This window comes from Fulvivirga lutimaris (assembly GCF_009711525.1).
Classification (GTDB): Bacteria; Bacteroidota; Bacteroidia; order Cytophagales; family Cyclobacteriaceae; genus Fulvivirga; species Fulvivirga lutimaris.
Genome location: NZ_SMLV01000333.1, coordinates 1 through 15,804, shown reverse-complemented (window position 1 = coordinate 15,804; position 15,804 = coordinate 1). Strand labels below are relative to the sequence as shown.

Genomic DNA, 15,804 nt, shown 5'->3' with positions numbered 1-15,804 from the left:
TAGTAGCTCTGCGAAAATTTACTATCGCATAAATCATCGACCTCCATATTTTTGAAAAAAAACTTCCTATTGCATTAAATAATTGCCTAAGATCGATTTCATCCTCTGAACTTTTATAATTTTGCTTGTCAGTCATATTTTCAAAATTTCGAGCAAATGTATAAAATTCAAGTGAAAAAATTTGATCTTGAAGTTTTCAATAATTACTATGAATAAAAAAATTGTCGTTACAGGAGGGGCCGGGTTCATTGGATCTAATCTAGTGGAGTACTTGCTTAATGATGAGAGATTTGGCTCAGTTAGGGTTATTGACAATTTATCCAACGGCTATTGGAGTAATGTCTCAGAATTTGAATCACATCCAAAGTTTGAATTCTTTAAAGAAGACATTTGTGATTATGATAAAATGCTGGAGTTGACTAAAGGTTTTGATTTAATCTCTCATCAGGCTGCTTTAGGCTCAGTTCCAAGAAGCATAGAAAATCCTATGCTTACAACCAAAGTGAATATTGATGGAACAGTGAATATTCTACATGCTGCAGTCGTTAATAATATCGAAAGGGTTGTTCTTGCATGTTCATCTAGTACCTATGGAGATAGTACCATTTTACCAAAACAAGAAGATAAAATAGGTAACCCTTTAAATCCATATGCCATAACCAAGTATGCTGTAGAACAATATGCTGAAATATTTCACAAGTCCTATGGTCTAAATTATGTAGGATTGAGGTATTTTAATGTATTTGGGCCAAAGCAAAGTCCTGATAATCCATATGCAGCTGTGATACCGTTATTTTGCAAAGCATTTATTGATGGGAAGTCTCCTAAAATTAATGGTGATGGAGAAACGACCAGAGATTTTACATATGTCGATAATGCAGTTCAAGCGAACATACTATCTTTGCTTTGTGAAGAAAGGAAAGGATTGAATACTGTTTATAATGTTGCTTGCGGTGAGCAAACAACTCTAAATCAGATGGTAGATTATCTCAGGAAAATTTCATTTAAATCAATAAATGCAAGTTATGGCCCAGAGAGAATAGGTGATATAAAACATTCAAAAGCAGATATATCTAAAATAAGAGCTATGCTTAATTATGAACCAAATGTTTATTTTAACGATGGTTTGAGGAGTGTTTATGAGTGGTATAAGAATTATTACAAGAACTAAAAAAATGGAAAAAATAGCGATTATAGGATTAGGGTATGTAGGACTGCCGTTGGCTGTTGAGTTTGGCAAAATGGTACCAACTATTGGTTTTGATATCAATAAAAAAAGGATTGAAGATCTAAAAAAAGGTGTAGACTTCACAAAAGAAGTAGAAACTAGAGAATTCAAGGAAGCTTCACAACTCAGCTTCACAATGGAGATCAGTGATCTTTCAGAGGCTACCATATTTATTGTAACTGTACCAACACCAATAGATGACTATAAAAACCCTGATCTTACTCCTTTATTAAAAGCAAGTGAGACTGTTGGTAATATATTAAAAAAAGGTGATGTTGTTATTTATGAATCCACAGTATTTCCTGGTTGTACAGAAGAGGTTTGCGTTCCTGTCCTAGAAAAATACAGTGGACTAAAGTTTAATGTTGATTTTTTCTGTGGTTACTCACCTGAGCGCATTAACCCAGGAGACAAACAACACCGTCTACCAACAATTAAGAAGGTAACTAGTGGTAGTACCATTGAAATTGCAGAGAAGGTAGATCAACTTTATAAAAAAATAATAACGGCTGGCACTTTTAAGGCTTCTAGTATCAAAGTGGCAGAAGCAGCCAAAGTAATTGAAAACTCTCAGCGCGATTTGAACATTGCTTTTGTTAACGAACTGGCTCTTATTTTCGATAAAGTTGGTATAGATACTCATGAAGTTTTAGAAGCAGCAGGTACGAAATGGAATTTCCTACCTTTTAAGCCAGGTTTGGTAGGTGGTCACTGTATAGGTGTTGACCCTTACTATCTTACGTACAAAGCACAAAGTCTAGGGTATACCCCGCAGGTCATTTTGGCTGGTAGAAGAATAAATGATAATATGGGAATACATGTTGCTAATAAGGTCATTAAGTTGATGGCCAATAATGACAACCCTATAAAAAATAGTAAGGTCCTAGTTTTAGGAATCACATTCAAAGAAAATTGCCCAGACATTAGAAATAGTAGGGTGATTGATGTGATAAAAGAATTACAAGGATTTGGCATCAATGTGGATGTTTATGACCCAGAAGCCGATAGTGAAGAAGTAAATGAAGAGTATGGGGTAGAATTGATTACTAAGTTGGAACATAAGTACAATGCTATCATATTAGCCGTAGGCCATGATGAGTTTAAAAAACTTGAATTTGATAAATACAAGGATTCGAAAACAGTAGTTTATGATATAAAAGCCTTTTTAAACCCTTCAACCATTACGGCTAGACTATGAAAGGCAAAATACTCGTAACGGGTGGTGCGGGTTATATTGGATCGCATACATGTGTTGAGTTAATCAATGCCGGATATGAGCCCATTATAATTGATAATTTTAGCAATTCAGAAAAATTCGTTTTAGATAAGATTAAACAAATCACAGGTAATGAAATAACCACCTACAACATTGACTGTTGTAATTTGGAGTTATTAATTAATTCTCTTTTAGCTGAAAAAATAATAGGATGCATCCACTTTGCTGCTTATAAGGCCGTTGGAGAATCCTCAAAATTGCCATTAAAGTATTACCATAACAATATTGCATCTACAGTAGCTATACTATCTTTTTTAGAGAAAATTAGTTGCCCAAACTTTGTCTTCAGCTCATCCTGCACAGTATATGGTCAACCAGACATATTACCTGTTACGGAAAAGTCACCTATCAAACTAGCAGAGTCACCATATGGTCGCACAAAACAAGTGTGTGAAGATATAATACACGATACAGTCAAGGCAAATAAAACGCTGAAAGCATTTGCACTACGTTATTTTAATCCAATTGGCGCTCATCCATCAGCGTTAATAGGGGAATTACCCCTAGGCACCCCTAACAACCTTGTGCCATATATAACACAAACGGCAATCGGAAAAAGAGAGCAACTAACAGTATTTGGTAATGATTATGATACTCCTGATGGAACATGCATCAGAGACTATATTCATGTTGTTGATTTGGCCAAAGCTCATGTAAAAGCAATGGAAGAACTGCTGAGAACCAAAGAACCAATATTTGACTGTATCAATCTGGGAACAGGAAAAGGCAATTCTGTTTTGGAAGTAATTGAAACATTCGAAAGAGTAAATGATATTAAATTAAACTATAAAATAGGCCCAAGGCGTGAGGGAGATGTTGAAAAGGTTTATGCAGATACCTCTTACGCATTGAATAAACTCAACTGGAAAACTGAGTTATCCTTAGAAGCTGCATTGCAAGATGCCTGGAAATGGGAGTCCTCATTAAACTAAAAATAATATGAAAGGAATTGTTCTAGCTGGAGGATCTGGCACAAGGCTTTATCCTATAACTAAAGGGGTATCAAAGCAAATATTGCCGATTTATGATAAGCCTATGATTTACTACCCCTTGTCAGTATTAATGATGGCGGGAATTAGTGAAATTCTAGTTATTTCAACACCAGACGATATAGGCACTTTTGAAAAATTATTAGGAGACGGGTCAGATCTAGGAATTAAATTATCATATAAAATCCAGCCGTCGCCCGATGGCTTAACACAAGCGTTTCTGTTAGGTGAGGATTTCATTGGTAACGATTCAGTGGCACTAGTTCTAGGGGATAATATTTTTTATGGTTATAATTTCTCCAAAACATTGAAAGAAACTGCTCAGTTGACTAGTGGCGCCACGGTATTTGGTTATTATGTTAGTGATCCTGAACGTTATGGCGTTGTAGAGTTTGATCATAATAAAAAAGTTGTTTCAATTGAAGAGAAGCCGGAGAAACCGAAATCACATTATGCAGTTACTGGATTATATTTTTATGACAATAGTGTTATAGAAAAGGCCAAGTTAGTTAAGCCTTCTAAAAGAGGGGAGCTAGAGATCACAGATCTTAATAATATGTACTTAAAAGAGAAGAGTCTAAATGTGCAACTCTTAGGAAGAGGTATGGCGTGGTTAGACACCGGCACCCATCGTTCGCTTCTACAAGCCTCTAACTTTGTAGAATCAATTGAAGAAAGACAAGGGTTGAAAATTGCCTGTCTTGAAGAAATAGCGTTCAATATGGGTTATATAAATCAGGAACAACTCATTCAACTTGCTCAACCACTTTTAAAAAATAACTACGGCCAATATTTAATAGCTGTGGCCAAAGGATTGAAATAATGAATATTATCTCCACTAAATTTGAAGGGCTTTTCGTCCTCGAACCAACTGTTTTTGAAGATCATAGGGGATTTTTCATGGAGAGCTATAATAGTAAGTTACTTTCCAATCATGGAATCAATCATTCATTTGTTCAGGACAATCAGTCTAAGTCAACTTACGGGGTGCTTCGCGGACTACACTTTCAAAATCCTCCATACGCCCAGACAAAATTGATAAGAGCACTTTCTGGTAGTATTTTGGATGCCGTTGTAGACATAAGAAAGTCCAGCAAAACCTATGGGCAGAGTTTCAGCATTGAATTATCTGCCAAGAATAAAAAACAATTGCTTGTACCGCAAGGATTTGCGCACGGTTTTTCAGTATTAAGTGACACAGCCGAGATTTTGTATAAGTGTGACAGTTACTATAATAAGCAATCTGAAGGTGGGCTTATATATAATGATGATGCCTTTGGTATTGATTGGGGCATCCCTGAAAGCAAGGTAATCCTCTCTGAAAAGGACAAACTGAATATTCCTTTTGCAGAGTTTAACTCAAAATTTGATTAATGAAAGTATCAGTAACTGGAGCAAACGGGCAATTAGAAAGTGAAATACGATTCCTATCATCAGAATTTTCAACTAGGGCTAATAGACCAAAATATAGTATTTTGGATAAAAGTAAAATTGAGTCCACTTTCAATCTCAATATTAGTAGATGGAAAGATGGCTTGAACAAATATTTAATAGAAATTCAATGATATGAAAAATTTATTAATAACAGGCGGTGCCGGATTCATTGGATCACATGTGGTAAGGCTATTTGTAAACAAGTATTCTAATTACAAAATTATAAATCTAGATCTATTGACCTATGCGGGAAATCTTGAGAACATTAAAGACATTGAAAACGCAGACAATTATAAATTTGTGAAAGGTGATATCTGTGATGCTGAATTCATCTTAGAATTATTTCAAAAAGAAAATATTACCGATGTCATCCATTTAGCGGCAGAATCTCATGTTGACAGATCTATTTCAGATCCCTTCAGCTTTGTAAAGACTAATGTTTTCGGAACCGTAACACTTCTTAATGCGGCAGCTAAATGCTGGAAGAAAAATTTGTCTAATCATATTTTTTACCATGTTTCGACTGACGAAGTTTATGGCTCCTTGGGAGAGGAAGGCTTTTTCTTAGAAAGTACACCCTATGACCCACAATCACCATATTCAGCTTCTAAGGCAAGTTCCGATCATTTTGTTAGGGCATGGGCTAATACTTATAATCTTCAAGTAAAGATCTCCAATTGCTCAAATAATTATGGGCCGAATCAGTTTCCTGAGAAGTTATTGCCACTCATGATTAACAATATAAAAAATAACAAGCCTTTACCCGTTTATGGGCAAGGTGAAAATATTCGCGATTGGCTTTTTGTTGTTGATCATGCAAGAGCTATCGATGATATTTTTCATATGGGGAATATTGGAGAAACATATAATGTTGGAGGGTTCAATGAGTGGAAAAATATTGATATTGTTAAGTTACTTTGCACCTTAATGGATAAAAAGCTTGGAAGGCCAGAAGGTGAATCTGCAAAGCTAATTACTTATGTAACAGATAGAGCAGGACATGATCATCGCTATGCCATAGATGCCAGCAAGATTAAAAATGAACTGGGGTGGGAGCCTTCGTTACAATTTGAAGAAGGTATGAAGAAAACTGTAGATTGGTACTTAGAGCACCCTAACTGGTTAGAACATGTGACTTCTGGTCAATATAAAGACTATTATAAAAAGACCTACTTAGTGAAATAAATTACATGAAGCACCTTTTTATCTTTGGAACACGGCCGGAGGCCATTAAAATGGCACCACTAATTAAAGAATTTCAAAAAGATGACGCTCAAAAAGTAGTAGTTTGTGTAACAGGTCAGCATAGAGAAATGTTGGATCAAGTTCTCAGTTTCTTTGATATCAAGCCTCATTATGATTTAAACCTAATGTCTCACAATCAGACTTTATATGACATCACTGCAAAAGCTCTTCTAGGATTAAAACCAATATTGAATAAGGAAAATCCAGATAATATTTTTGTTCAAGGGGACACAACCACGGCATTCGTGGGAGCGCTGGCAGGTTTTTATGAAAAAATAAGAGTTTCACACATTGAGGCAGGGTTAAGAAGCCATAATTTGAATTCACCATTCCCTGAAGAAGGAAATAGAAAACTGGTAGGTCACTTAGCAAATTATCATTTTGCACCTACAAAAATGGCGGTAAATAATCTTAAACTTGAAGGAATAGTTAACAATGTTCATCAAGTCGGAAATACTGTTATAGATGCACTATTATTAGGTTTAGATATTATTAAGAAGCATGGAGAAGCAACTTTTGAAAAGCATTTTGAAAATATTGATTTTTCGAAAAGAATTATACTAGTAACAGGGCATAGAAGAGAAAGTTTTGGTCATCCTTTTGAAAGTATGTGTAGAGCAATGAAAGAAATTGCAGTAAATTATCCAGATGTAGAGTTAGTTTATCCTATGCATTTAAATCCTAACATAAGGGTTACAGTTAATGAAATTTTAAACGGTATAGATAATGTTAAATTAATAGAACCATTATCATATCCATATCTAATATGGTTAATGAATAAATCATATTTTGTACTTACAGATTCAGGAGGAATTCAAGAAGAGGCACCTTCTTTAGGAAAACCTGTATTAGTAATGCGGGAAGTTACCGAAAGGCAGGAAGGTATTGAAGCTGGAACGGCCAAATTGGTGGGTTCCGATTTTGAAAAGATTGTTGGAGAATCAAAACTACTTTTGGATAACGAAGCATACTACCAAAGTATGGCAAATGCTATTAACCCTTATGGAGATGGCACTACCAGTTTGCAAATTTTAAATTTTTTGAAGGATAATATCTAATGAATAAAAATACCAAAGTGGTCATGATGGGGTTAGGGTATATTGGATTGCCTACGGCTGCATTGATAGCTAGTAATGAGATATCTGTATTGGGAGTTGATATCAATGAAAATATTGTTAAAACCGTCAACAATGGAGAAATACATATTGTGGAACCTGCCTTGGACGGTTTGGTAAGACATGATGTTGAGCGGGGATACCTAAAAGCAGCGATTAAACCAGCAAAAGCTGATGTTTTCTTAATCGCAGTACCTACCCCTTTTAAAGGAGACAAACATGAACCCGATTTAAAATTTGTAGAATCTGCTACCAGAATGGTTCTTCCATTTCTGTCAGAAGGTAATTTATTTATTATTGAGTCTACTTCTCCAGTCGGTACAACAGAGAGAATGGCAAGACTTATTTTTTCCGAAAGACCTGAATTAGAAGGTAAAATTTATATAGCGTACTGTCCCGAAAGAGTGTTGCCAGGCAATGTGATTTATGAACTAAAAAATAACGATAGAGCTATTGGTGGAATTGATGAAGCTTCAACAAAAAAGGCAGTCGAGTTTTATCAACTTTTCATAACCGGTGAGCTGTATCAAACCAATGCTCGCACAGCTGAAATGACTAAATTGGTTGAAAATGCGTCCCGTGATGTGCAAATAGCTTTTGCTAATGAGCTATCTATGATTTGTGATGAAGCTGATATTGATGTGTGGGAACTTATAAAACTGGCAAACAAGCACCCCCGTGTGAATATACTTCAACCTGGAACTGGAGTTGGGGGACATTGTATAGCAGTTGATCCATGGTTTATTGTTTCCGAATTCAAGGAAAAGGCAAAAATTATCAGAACTGCGCGTGAAATCAATAATTACAAAACGGAGTGGGTTATTGAGAAAATCAAAAATAAAGCTCTTGAATTTGAATTAAATGAAGGACGCAAGCCAATAATCGCTTGTCTTGGATTAGCATTTAAACCAGATATCGATGATCTTAGAGAGAGTCCTGCTTTATATGTAACAGAAAACTTAATTAATTATGGATTCAATGTAATGGCCATCGAACCTAATATCACATCTCATCCTAGTATTAAGGTCAGTAATTTAAATGAAGCAATAGAATCTGCTGATTTATTTGTTCTTCTTGTTAAGCATAAAGGGTTTGAAAATGCCGATTTGAAAGATAAAATAGTTTTAAATTTGTGCGGAATAGCCAATAATTGGTTGAATTAAGCTTTTATTTGCATAAATATAGGTGGCTTTCAGGTATTAAAAGCAAAAATGAAGGTAACTCATATTTGAATACCTTGAAGCAGATCAGATTTGCTTTCAGCGGGTTTTAAAATCACAATGATTATAACAAGTTAAATGAGAAATGTAGAAATACAAATGGTGGACTTGAAAACTCAGTATCACCGATTAAAGTCTGAAATAGATGAAGCCTTAAATAAAGTAATTGAAAATGGAATATTTATACAGGGACCTCCCGTAAGCAAATTTTCCTCAGAATTATCTGAATATTTAGATTGTAAAAATGTAATTCCATGCGCTAATGGTACAGATGCTCTCCAAATAGCAATGATGGCTTGTGGCTTCAAACCCGGAGATGAAGTTATTGTACCTGCATTTACCTATGTTGCCACTGTAGAAGTTATTGCGTTGCTAGGTCTCGTTCCAATATTTGTTGATGTCAATGAGAATGATTTTAATATAAACATTGAGGCATTAAGTGAATCTATAACTGAGCGTACTGTAGGCATTGTACCTGTACATCTATTCGGACAATGTGCCGATATGGATAAGATTATGGCAATAGCAGATGAAAATAACTTAAAAGTAATTGAAGATACTGCTCAGGCTATAGGCTCAGTATACTTTCACAAGAATGCAACAACTCAATTTGCAGGAACTATTGGAGATATTGGGACAACATCTTTTTTCCCTTCCAAGAACTTGGGATGTTTTGGTGATGGTGGAGCCTTAATGACCAATAGTGGAGATCATGCAAAACAGTGTCGTATGATAGCGAACCACGGACAATCTGAAAAATACATCCACGATATTATAGGTGTTAATTCCAGATTAGATACCCTGCAAGCTGCATTGCTATCCGTCAAATTGAAAGAATTGAATGACTTTTCAAAGCGTAGGCAATTAGTGGCTGATAGATATGATGTAGGATTGAAAGATATATCCGAGATAATAACTCCTCATAGAAACTCTTATTCCACACATGTATTTCATCAATATACAGTACAAATTGAGGGAGGTAACAGAGATGACTTGAAAAAGTACCTACATGAGAAGCAAATCCCATCTATGATATATTACCCTATTCCAGTTCATTTACAAAAGGCTTATAATCAATATGGCTACAAAACTGGACAATTCCCGATAGCAGAAAGTCTTTGCAAGAAAGTTCTATCTTTGCCGATTCATACTGAAATGCATACTGATCAACAAGAATATATTATTGATAATATTAGATCATATTTTAAATGAAAATGAACACCACCTATTTTGCTCACGAGACAGCTATTATTGATGAAGATTGCGATATTGGAAATGGAACTAAAATATGGCATTTTTCTCACATAATGTCAGGCTGTAAATTAGGAGAAGGCTGTAATGTCGGGCAAAATGTAGTGATTTCTCCTGATGTAGTTCTGGGTAAGAATGTAAAAGTTCAGAACAATGTTTCCATTTATACAGGAGTAATTTGTGAAGATGATGTTTTCTTGGGACCATCTATGGTATTTACAAATGTAATCAACCCCCGAAGTGGTGTAAACCGTAGAGGTGAATATACTAAGACAATAGTAAAAAAAGGGGCCACCATTGGGGCTAATTCAACAATTGTATGTGGACATGATATTGGGGAATATGCGTTTGTAGGTGCAGGAACAGTAGTTACCAAAGAGGTGATGCCATATGCTTTAGTGGTTGGTAATCCTGCGAAACAAATTGGTTGGATGAGTGAGTTTGGTCATCGTTTAACCTTCAATGATGAAGGCTACGCAACTTGCCCAGAGTCAAATGAAAAGTACTCCCTTATAAATAACAAAGTATCAAAAATAATAAAATGAAAAATTTCGCTTTAATCGGAGCATCAGGATTTATTGCTCCTAGACATATGAAAGCCATAAAAGATACTGGCAATAATCTATTGGCAGCATTAGACAATTTTGACAGTGTGGGCGTCATTGATAGTCATTTCCCTAATGCTGACTTTTTCGTAGAATTTGAAAGATTTGATCGTCATATTGAGAAATTAAAATATGACAGAAACACTCATATTGACTATGTATCGGTATGCACCCCTAACTATTTACATGACGCTCATATTCGTTTTGCACTTCGGAGAGAATCAGATGCTATTTGTGAAAAACCACTTGTCTTAAACCCTTGGAACATTGACGCTCTTCAAAATATGGAGAGAGAAACGGGCAAAAGAGTTTGGAATATTCTGCAACTTAGAGTTCATCCTAGCATTATGGCCTTGAAGGAAAAAATAGCAAACGGGCCAAAAGACAAAATCTATGATATTGACCTTACTTATTTAACTTCTAGAGGTAATTGGTATTATACATCATGGAAAGGAGATGTAAGTAAGTCAGGCGGAATTGCATCTAACATTGGAGTTCATTTCTATGATATGCTTACCTGGATATTTGGTGATGTAAAAGAGAATATCGTTCATATACATAGCCATGATAGAGCTGGAGGATTCCTGGAACTAGAAAGAGCTAGAGTAAGGTGGTTTTTATCAATTAATGAAGATTTATTACCAAAAGAAATAAAGGAAAAAGGCCAAAGAACATTTCGATCTATAAACATTGAAGGTGAAGAACTTGAATTTAGCGGTGGTTTTACTGATCTTCATACAATTTCTTACGAAGAAATAATTAAGGGAAATGGTTACGGTATGGAAGCCGCCCGTAATGCTATCGAAATAGTTCATGACATCAGGCATGCAACTCCTATTGGACTAAAAGGAGAGTATCATCCATTGGCAAAAGAAAAACAAAGTTCACACCCCTTTACGGTATAAATAAAATGACAAAATTAAAAGATTCAAAAGTATTAGTAATTGGAGGAGCCGGATTTATTGGCGGGTTCGTAGTAAGCGAATTGCTTAAGCACGATGTGAAAGAAGTTGTCATTTACGATAATTTCACACGAGGGAAACAAGCAAATGTCGAAAAAGCATTAGAAGACTCACGATGTTCAATATATCCTTATGGTGGTGATGTGCGGGAAATTGATGTTTTAGATAAAGCTATTGAAGGTAAGGACTATGTCATCCATTTGGCAGCGATGTGGTTATTACATTGTAAAGACTTCCCGAGGACAGCCTTCGATGTAAATGTAGCTGGAACCCTTAATGTTTTAGAGCTGTGTGTTAAGCATAAGATCAAAAAACTTATATATTCTTCATCGGCATCAGTATATGGTGACGCCTTGGAAGTTCCAATGACAGAAGATCATCCGTTTAATAATAAAAATTTTTACGGTGCCACAAAAATTGCTGGAGAAGCCATGTGTACTGCCTTTAATGACAGATATGGCTTGGAAATAGTTGGGTTGAGATACATGAATGTATATGGTCCTGGACAGGATCAACATGCGGTATACAGCGGTGTTGTGCCAATAATGTTGAATAAAATCTCTGCTAACGAAGCGCCTGATATTAACGGGGATGGAAGTCAGGCATATGATTTCATTTATGTGGAAGATGTGGCAATTTCAAATATTCAAGCACTACTTTCGGATGTAAAATGCGGGTTTTATAATGTCGGAACAGAAGTACAAACAACAATAAAAACGCTTTGTGACACTATTCTTAAACTAAAAAATTCTACCCTAAAAGTAAACTATGTGCCCTATTCTGAGGATGACGCAAGACAACTAGTCCAAAACAGGATTGGTTCTGCTAAAAAAGCAGCCGAGGAAATTAATTTCACATATAAGTATACGCTTGAACAAGGACTTCAGAAGTTGATTAATTGGAGAATAGAAACTGGAATCGATAAAGAATAAAATGAATATACCTTTAATAAAACCTTTTATCACACAAGAGATAAAGGATAAAGTTTTAGAAGTCCTTGATAGTGGTTATTTAACAGAAGGACCTGTCACCAAAGAATTCGAAAATAGACTCAAAGAATTTTTAGGTGTGAATTACTGTCTCGCAGTAACCTCAGCAACAACAGGTTTAGAAATGGCATTAAGAGCCCTAAAAGTAGGTGTTGGAGATGAAGTTATTGTACCAGATTACACTTATCCTGCAACCGCTTCAGTAGCCCCAATAGTTGGCGCTACTGCAGTCATTGTTGACGTAAGCAAAAAGAATATGCTCATAGATTATGATGCATTGGAAGCTGCAATAACCCCAAAAACCAAAGCCATTATCCCCGTATCTTTATTTGGTGCACCGTTAGATTATGATAGATTAAATGCGATCAAAGACAAATATAAGTTATACATAATTGAAGATGCAGCTTGTAGTATAGGTGCTGAGTTTAAAGGTGAAAAAGTGGGGAAGCAGGCAGATATTACAGTGTTCTCATTACATCCTAGAAAATTTATTACCACAGGAGAAGGCGGCATTGTTACTACAGAAAATGAAGAACTAGCAGAGTGGATGAATTCATATAAGCACTTTGGTATGGATATGACCGGAGCTTCTCGCGAGGGCATTCACTTTTCTAATATTGGTACCAATTACAAGTTGACAAATTTACAGGCAGCAGTAGGCCTTGGACAATTAGATCATATAGAAGCATTATTATCAAAGCGAATAGAACTAGCTAATAATTATGAATCAATGCTTCGAAATGTAGAAGGTGTAACATTAACGCACTTCTCTGAAAAAGAAACGTGTGCTTCTTGTTCATGCTCTACAAAGCAATGTAAGCACTCCTATCAAACATTTTCAATTTTTATTAAAGATAGAGATCGTATTATGACAAGTATGCGCGAAAAAGGAATAGAAGTTCAAATAGGAACATATTCTCTTCATATGCATACAGCATTTCAAAACAACTCATTAGTTGAAATAAAAGGAGAAATGGCTAATAGTAAATGGTGCTATGAACATGCATTGGCTCTTCCTCTTTACAATGATTTGACAGAAGATTTGCAGAAGCATATAGTAATCGAATTAATCAATTCGCTAAAATCATCTTAATTATAGAAGTGTTATTCTGAAATTTTAGATTTTTTAGAATTTCAGGCAAATTGAATTCTTTTAAGCTATGATTATTGAAGAGCATACGCATTAAACATTGATAACACATGCTTGAACGCCTATTTAAAAAGCCAATAGATCTCAAAGTTAATTTCATCGAATTTTCTAAGAAGCATTCAGCAAAAAATCAATCGCAAACCAATGAAGTTTTTTCTGAAAAATGGTCCAAATCCCATAATCAGGATAACCTAGATGAACTCTACAAGTTTCAATATGAATGGTATTTAGAATTATATGGTTTTAACAGCGAAAAAGATCTTAAGAATTACTTAAGTCGCAAAAAGGTCATATTTGATGCAGGGTGCGGATTAGGGTATAAGGCCCAGTGGTTTGCTAAATTGGCTCCACACGCTATTGTAATAGGAATGGACTATTCTGAGGCGGCAAAAATCGCCAGTGTAAAGTACAGAGACATCAAAAATTTATATTTCATTCAAGGTGATATTGCGGACACAGGGTTTAAGGACTCAGTGGTAGATTATGTTTCATGCGATCAGGTAATAATGCATACTGAAGACCCTGAAAAGACATTTTCACATTTATCAAAAATTACAAGTTCCCATGGTGAATTTTCTTGTTACGTATATCGTAAAAAGGCTCTTCCCAGAGAACTTGTAGATGACTATTTCAGAAAGGAAACTCACAATTTTTCAAATGATCAGCTTTGGGAATTATCGAGCCAGCTTACAAAACTTGGAAAAACATTATCCGAATTAAAGACTAAAATAGATGTCCCTGATATTCCCTTGTTAGGTATAAAGGGGGGTGAATATGACATACAGAGATTTATTTACTGGAATTTCCTTAAGTGTTTTTGGAAGGAAGATTGGGGAGAGAAGTTAAGTGATTCAACAAATTTTGACTGGTACTCGCCTAGCAACGCTAAGAGATATTCTAAAGATGAGTTTTTAAAGATGGTAACGGATAATAATCTTAAAGTAATCCATTTCCACGAAGAAGAGGCCTGTTATTCAGGACGGTTTTCAATTAAATAATTTTTATGTGCGGCATAGTTGGGGTTTTTAATTTAGATAAAGAACCATTTACTTTAAACGAATTGAAGCAAATGGCATCTGTGATTGAACATAGAGGGCCAGATGGTGACGGTTACTATGTAAATAACAACATTGCGTTAGCCCATAAAAGGTTGTCTATTTTAGATACATCTTCCAAAGGAGCACAACCAATGACCTCGAAAAATGGTGAATGGATAATCTCATTTAATGGTTGTATTTATAACTTTTTAGAGCTAAAACAAGAGCTTAGGTCTAAAGGTCATGAATTTTATTCAACATCAGATACAGAAGTAATTTCAGAAGGATTAGCTGCTCATGGCTCCTCATTTTTTAAGCGTTTAAATGGAATGTTTGCTATTGCAGCATGGAATACGAAAGAGGAAGCACTTTATTTGAGTAGAGACAGATTCGGTGTCAAACCTCTATATTATTACTTCAACGGACAATCCATATGCTTCTCAAGTGAAATAAAGGCTATAATAAAGCATCCTGATTATAAAATAGATGTTGATTTAGATGCATTAAATGAATATTTCACGTTCCAAAATGTATTTTCATATAATACATTATTTAAAGGAGTAACCATGCTACCTCCTGCTAATACTGTTAGGATTGATTCAAGTACTGTAGCGATTGAGCATAACTCATGGTGGGATTATGATTTTACGCAGACTGATGAATCTATGTCTTTCGAATATGCTCAGGAGGAGACTAAGCGTTTGTTTAAACAGGCGGTAACAAGACAAATGATATCAGATGTTCCCGTAGGAGCATATTTATCAGGAGGAATGGATTCTGGTTCAATAACGGCTGTAGCCTCAGACCATGTAGAAAGATTATCAACATTTACATGTGGATTTGACATGAGCGAAGTCACTGGAAGGGAAGTCAACTTCGATGAAAGGCGTGATGCCGAGTTAATGGCCAATCACTTTAAGACTGAACACTTTGAACAAGTGATGAATGCAGGTGATATAAAATGGTCTTTACCAAAATTGGTGTATCATTTGGAGGATCTGAGAGTGGGGATGTCTTATCCCAACTACTATATTTCAAGGTTAGCCTCCAAGTTTGTCAAAGTCTGTTTGCAAGGAACTGGAGGAGATGAATTATTTGGTGGATATCCATGGAGATATTACAAAGTTTTTGACTCTATTAATCGACAAGATTATTTTGATCAATATTACGAATTCTGGCAACGGCTCGTTCCAGATTCAGAAAAAGAGCAACTGTTTACCAAACAAGTATTTGATAAAATAGACATTGATCAACCTAAGCAAGTTTTTGAAGCAGTGTTCACCTTCAATGATAAGTTGAAATA

At 35.4% G+C, this 15,804-nt stretch carries 16 protein-coding genes; all 16 read left to right on the top strand.

The annotated features are described in order from the left end of the window. Nucleotides 1-208: 208 nt before the first annotated feature. Nucleotides 209-1,171: an NAD-dependent epimerase/dehydratase family protein gene (locus tag E1140_RS07380; RefSeq protein WP_155181048.1), complete on the top strand. Its 963-nt coding sequence runs from the start codon at nt 209-211 to the stop codon at nt 1,169-1,171. 4 nt (nt 1,172-1,175) lie between these two features. Next, the gene (gene tviB, locus E1140_RS07375) at nt 1,176-2,426 is read left to right on the top strand and encodes a Vi polysaccharide biosynthesis UDP-N-acetylglucosamine C-6 dehydrogenase TviB (RefSeq protein ID WP_155181045.1); all 1,251 of its coding nucleotides are present in this window, start codon (nt 1,176-1,178) and stop codon (nt 2,424-2,426) included. After that, nucleotides 2,423-3,436 carry a UDP-glucose 4-epimerase GalE gene (gene galE / locus E1140_RS07370; protein WP_155181042.1) on the top strand — a complete coding sequence of 338 codons (1,014 nt, stop codon included), beginning with the start codon at nt 2,423-2,425 and terminating at the stop codon, nt 3,434-3,436. Before tviB ends, galE begins: the two co-directional genes overlap by 4 nt. A gap of 7 nt (nt 3,437-3,443) precedes the next feature. After that, nucleotides 3,444-4,316: a glucose-1-phosphate thymidylyltransferase RfbA gene (rfbA, locus tag E1140_RS07365; RefSeq protein ID WP_155181039.1), complete on the top strand. Its 873-nt coding sequence runs from the start codon at nt 3,444-3,446 to the stop codon at nt 4,314-4,316. Beyond that, entirely contained in the window at nt 4,316-4,867 is a 552-nt protein-coding gene (gene rfbC, locus E1140_RS07360) for a dTDP-4-dehydrorhamnose 3,5-epimerase (protein ID WP_155181036.1), read from the top strand. The genes rfbA and rfbC overlap by 1 nt, the downstream gene beginning before the upstream one ends. Further along, the gene (locus tag E1140_RS22095; protein WP_155181033.1) at nt 4,867-5,058 is read left to right on the top strand and encodes a sugar nucleotide-binding protein; all 192 of its coding nucleotides are present in this window, start codon (nt 4,867-4,869) and stop codon (nt 5,056-5,058) included. Before rfbC ends, E1140_RS22095 begins: the two co-directional genes overlap by 1 nt. Before the next feature lies 1 nt (nt 5,059). Further along, nucleotides 5,060-6,112 carry a dTDP-glucose 4,6-dehydratase gene (rfbB, locus tag E1140_RS07350; protein WP_155181029.1) on the top strand — a complete coding sequence of 351 codons (1,053 nt, stop codon included), beginning with the start codon at nt 5,060-5,062 and terminating at the stop codon, nt 6,110-6,112. A 5-nt stretch (nt 6,113-6,117) separates the two neighbouring features. Further along, nucleotides 6,118-7,230, top strand: coding sequence for a non-hydrolyzing UDP-N-acetylglucosamine 2-epimerase (gene wecB / locus E1140_RS07345; protein WP_155181026.1), 1,113 nt, complete (start codon nt 6,118-6,120; stop codon nt 7,228-7,230). Further along, a complete protein-coding gene (gene wecC / locus E1140_RS07340) occupies nt 7,230-8,450 on the top strand; it encodes a UDP-N-acetyl-D-mannosamine dehydrogenase (RefSeq protein WP_155181023.1) in 1,221 nt (406 codons plus the stop codon). The genes wecB and wecC overlap by 1 nt, the downstream gene beginning before the upstream one ends. A gap of 135 nt (nt 8,451-8,585) precedes the next feature. Continuing rightward, complete coding sequence (locus E1140_RS07335) at nt 8,586-9,719, top strand: DegT/DnrJ/EryC1/StrS family aminotransferase (protein WP_155181020.1); 1,134 nt, start codon at nt 8,586-8,588, stop codon at nt 9,717-9,719. Between the two features lie 2 nt (nt 9,720-9,721). Then, complete coding sequence (locus E1140_RS07330; RefSeq protein ID WP_155181051.1) at nt 9,722-10,303, top strand: acyltransferase; 582 nt, start codon at nt 9,722-9,724, stop codon at nt 10,301-10,303. Continuing rightward, nucleotides 10,300-11,268, top strand: a complete 969-nt coding sequence (locus E1140_RS07325) for a Gfo/Idh/MocA family oxidoreductase (RefSeq protein ID WP_155181016.1) — start codon at nt 10,300-10,302, stop codon at nt 11,266-11,268. Before E1140_RS07330 ends, E1140_RS07325 begins: the two co-directional genes overlap by 4 nt. A gap of 5 nt (nt 11,269-11,273) precedes the next feature. Further along, on the top strand, nt 11,274-12,257 hold the full coding sequence (locus E1140_RS07320; RefSeq protein WP_155181012.1) for an NAD-dependent epimerase/dehydratase family protein: 984 nt from the start codon (nt 11,274-11,276) through the stop codon (nt 12,255-12,257). A gap of 1 nt (nt 12,258) precedes the next feature. Then, entirely contained in the window at nt 12,259-13,407 is a 1,149-nt protein-coding gene (locus E1140_RS07315; protein ID WP_155181009.1) for a DegT/DnrJ/EryC1/StrS family aminotransferase, read from the top strand. 107 nt (nt 13,408-13,514) lie between these two features. Continuing rightward, the gene (locus E1140_RS07310; RefSeq protein WP_155181006.1) at nt 13,515-14,462 is read left to right on the top strand and encodes a class I SAM-dependent methyltransferase; all 948 of its coding nucleotides are present in this window, start codon (nt 13,515-13,517) and stop codon (nt 14,460-14,462) included. 5 nt (nt 14,463-14,467) lie between these two features. Beyond that, on the top strand, nt 14,468-15,804 hold a 1,337-nt coding region (gene asnB / locus E1140_RS07305), incomplete at its 3' end, for an asparagine synthase (glutamine-hydrolyzing) (RefSeq protein ID WP_155181003.1).

Excerpts from the sequence above, each read along its gene's own strand:
- E1140_RS07380 (WP_155181048.1), top strand. The coding sequence starts at position 209 with ATGAATAAAAAAATTGTCGTTACAGGAGGGGCCGGGTTCATTGGATCT.
- tviB (WP_155181045.1), top strand. The coding sequence starts at position 1,176 with ATGGAAAAAATAGCGATTATAGGATTAGGGTATGTAGGACTGCCGTTG.
- galE (WP_155181042.1), top strand. The coding sequence starts at position 2,423 with ATGAAAGGCAAAATACTCGTAACGGGTGGTGCGGGTTATATTGGATCG.
- rfbA (WP_155181039.1), top strand. The coding sequence starts at position 3,444 with ATGAAAGGAATTGTTCTAGCTGGAGGATCTGGCACAAGGCTTTATCCT.
- rfbC (WP_155181036.1), top strand. The coding sequence starts at position 4,316 with ATGAATATTATCTCCACTAAATTTGAAGGGCTTTTCGTCCTCGAACCA.
- E1140_RS22095 (WP_155181033.1), top strand. The coding sequence starts at position 4,867 with ATGAAAGTATCAGTAACTGGAGCAAACGGGCAATTAGAAAGTGAAATA.
- rfbB (WP_155181029.1), top strand. The coding sequence starts at position 5,060 with ATGAAAAATTTATTAATAACAGGCGGTGCCGGATTCATTGGATCACAT.
- wecB (WP_155181026.1), top strand. The coding sequence starts at position 6,118 with ATGAAGCACCTTTTTATCTTTGGAACACGGCCGGAGGCCATTAAAATG.
- wecC (WP_155181023.1), top strand. The coding sequence starts at position 7,230 with ATGAATAAAAATACCAAAGTGGTCATGATGGGGTTAGGGTATATTGGA.
- E1140_RS07335 (WP_155181020.1), top strand. The coding sequence starts at position 8,586 with ATGAGAAATGTAGAAATACAAATGGTGGACTTGAAAACTCAGTATCAC.
- E1140_RS07330 (WP_155181051.1), top strand. The coding sequence starts at position 9,722 with ATGAACACCACCTATTTTGCTCACGAGACAGCTATTATTGATGAAGAT.
- E1140_RS07325 (WP_155181016.1), top strand. The coding sequence starts at position 10,300 with ATGAAAAATTTCGCTTTAATCGGAGCATCAGGATTTATTGCTCCTAGA.
- E1140_RS07320 (WP_155181012.1), top strand. The coding sequence starts at position 11,274 with ATGACAAAATTAAAAGATTCAAAAGTATTAGTAATTGGAGGAGCCGGA.
- E1140_RS07315 (WP_155181009.1), top strand. The coding sequence starts at position 12,259 with ATGAATATACCTTTAATAAAACCTTTTATCACACAAGAGATAAAGGAT.
- E1140_RS07310 (WP_155181006.1), top strand. The coding sequence starts at position 13,515 with ATGCTTGAACGCCTATTTAAAAAGCCAATAGATCTCAAAGTTAATTTC.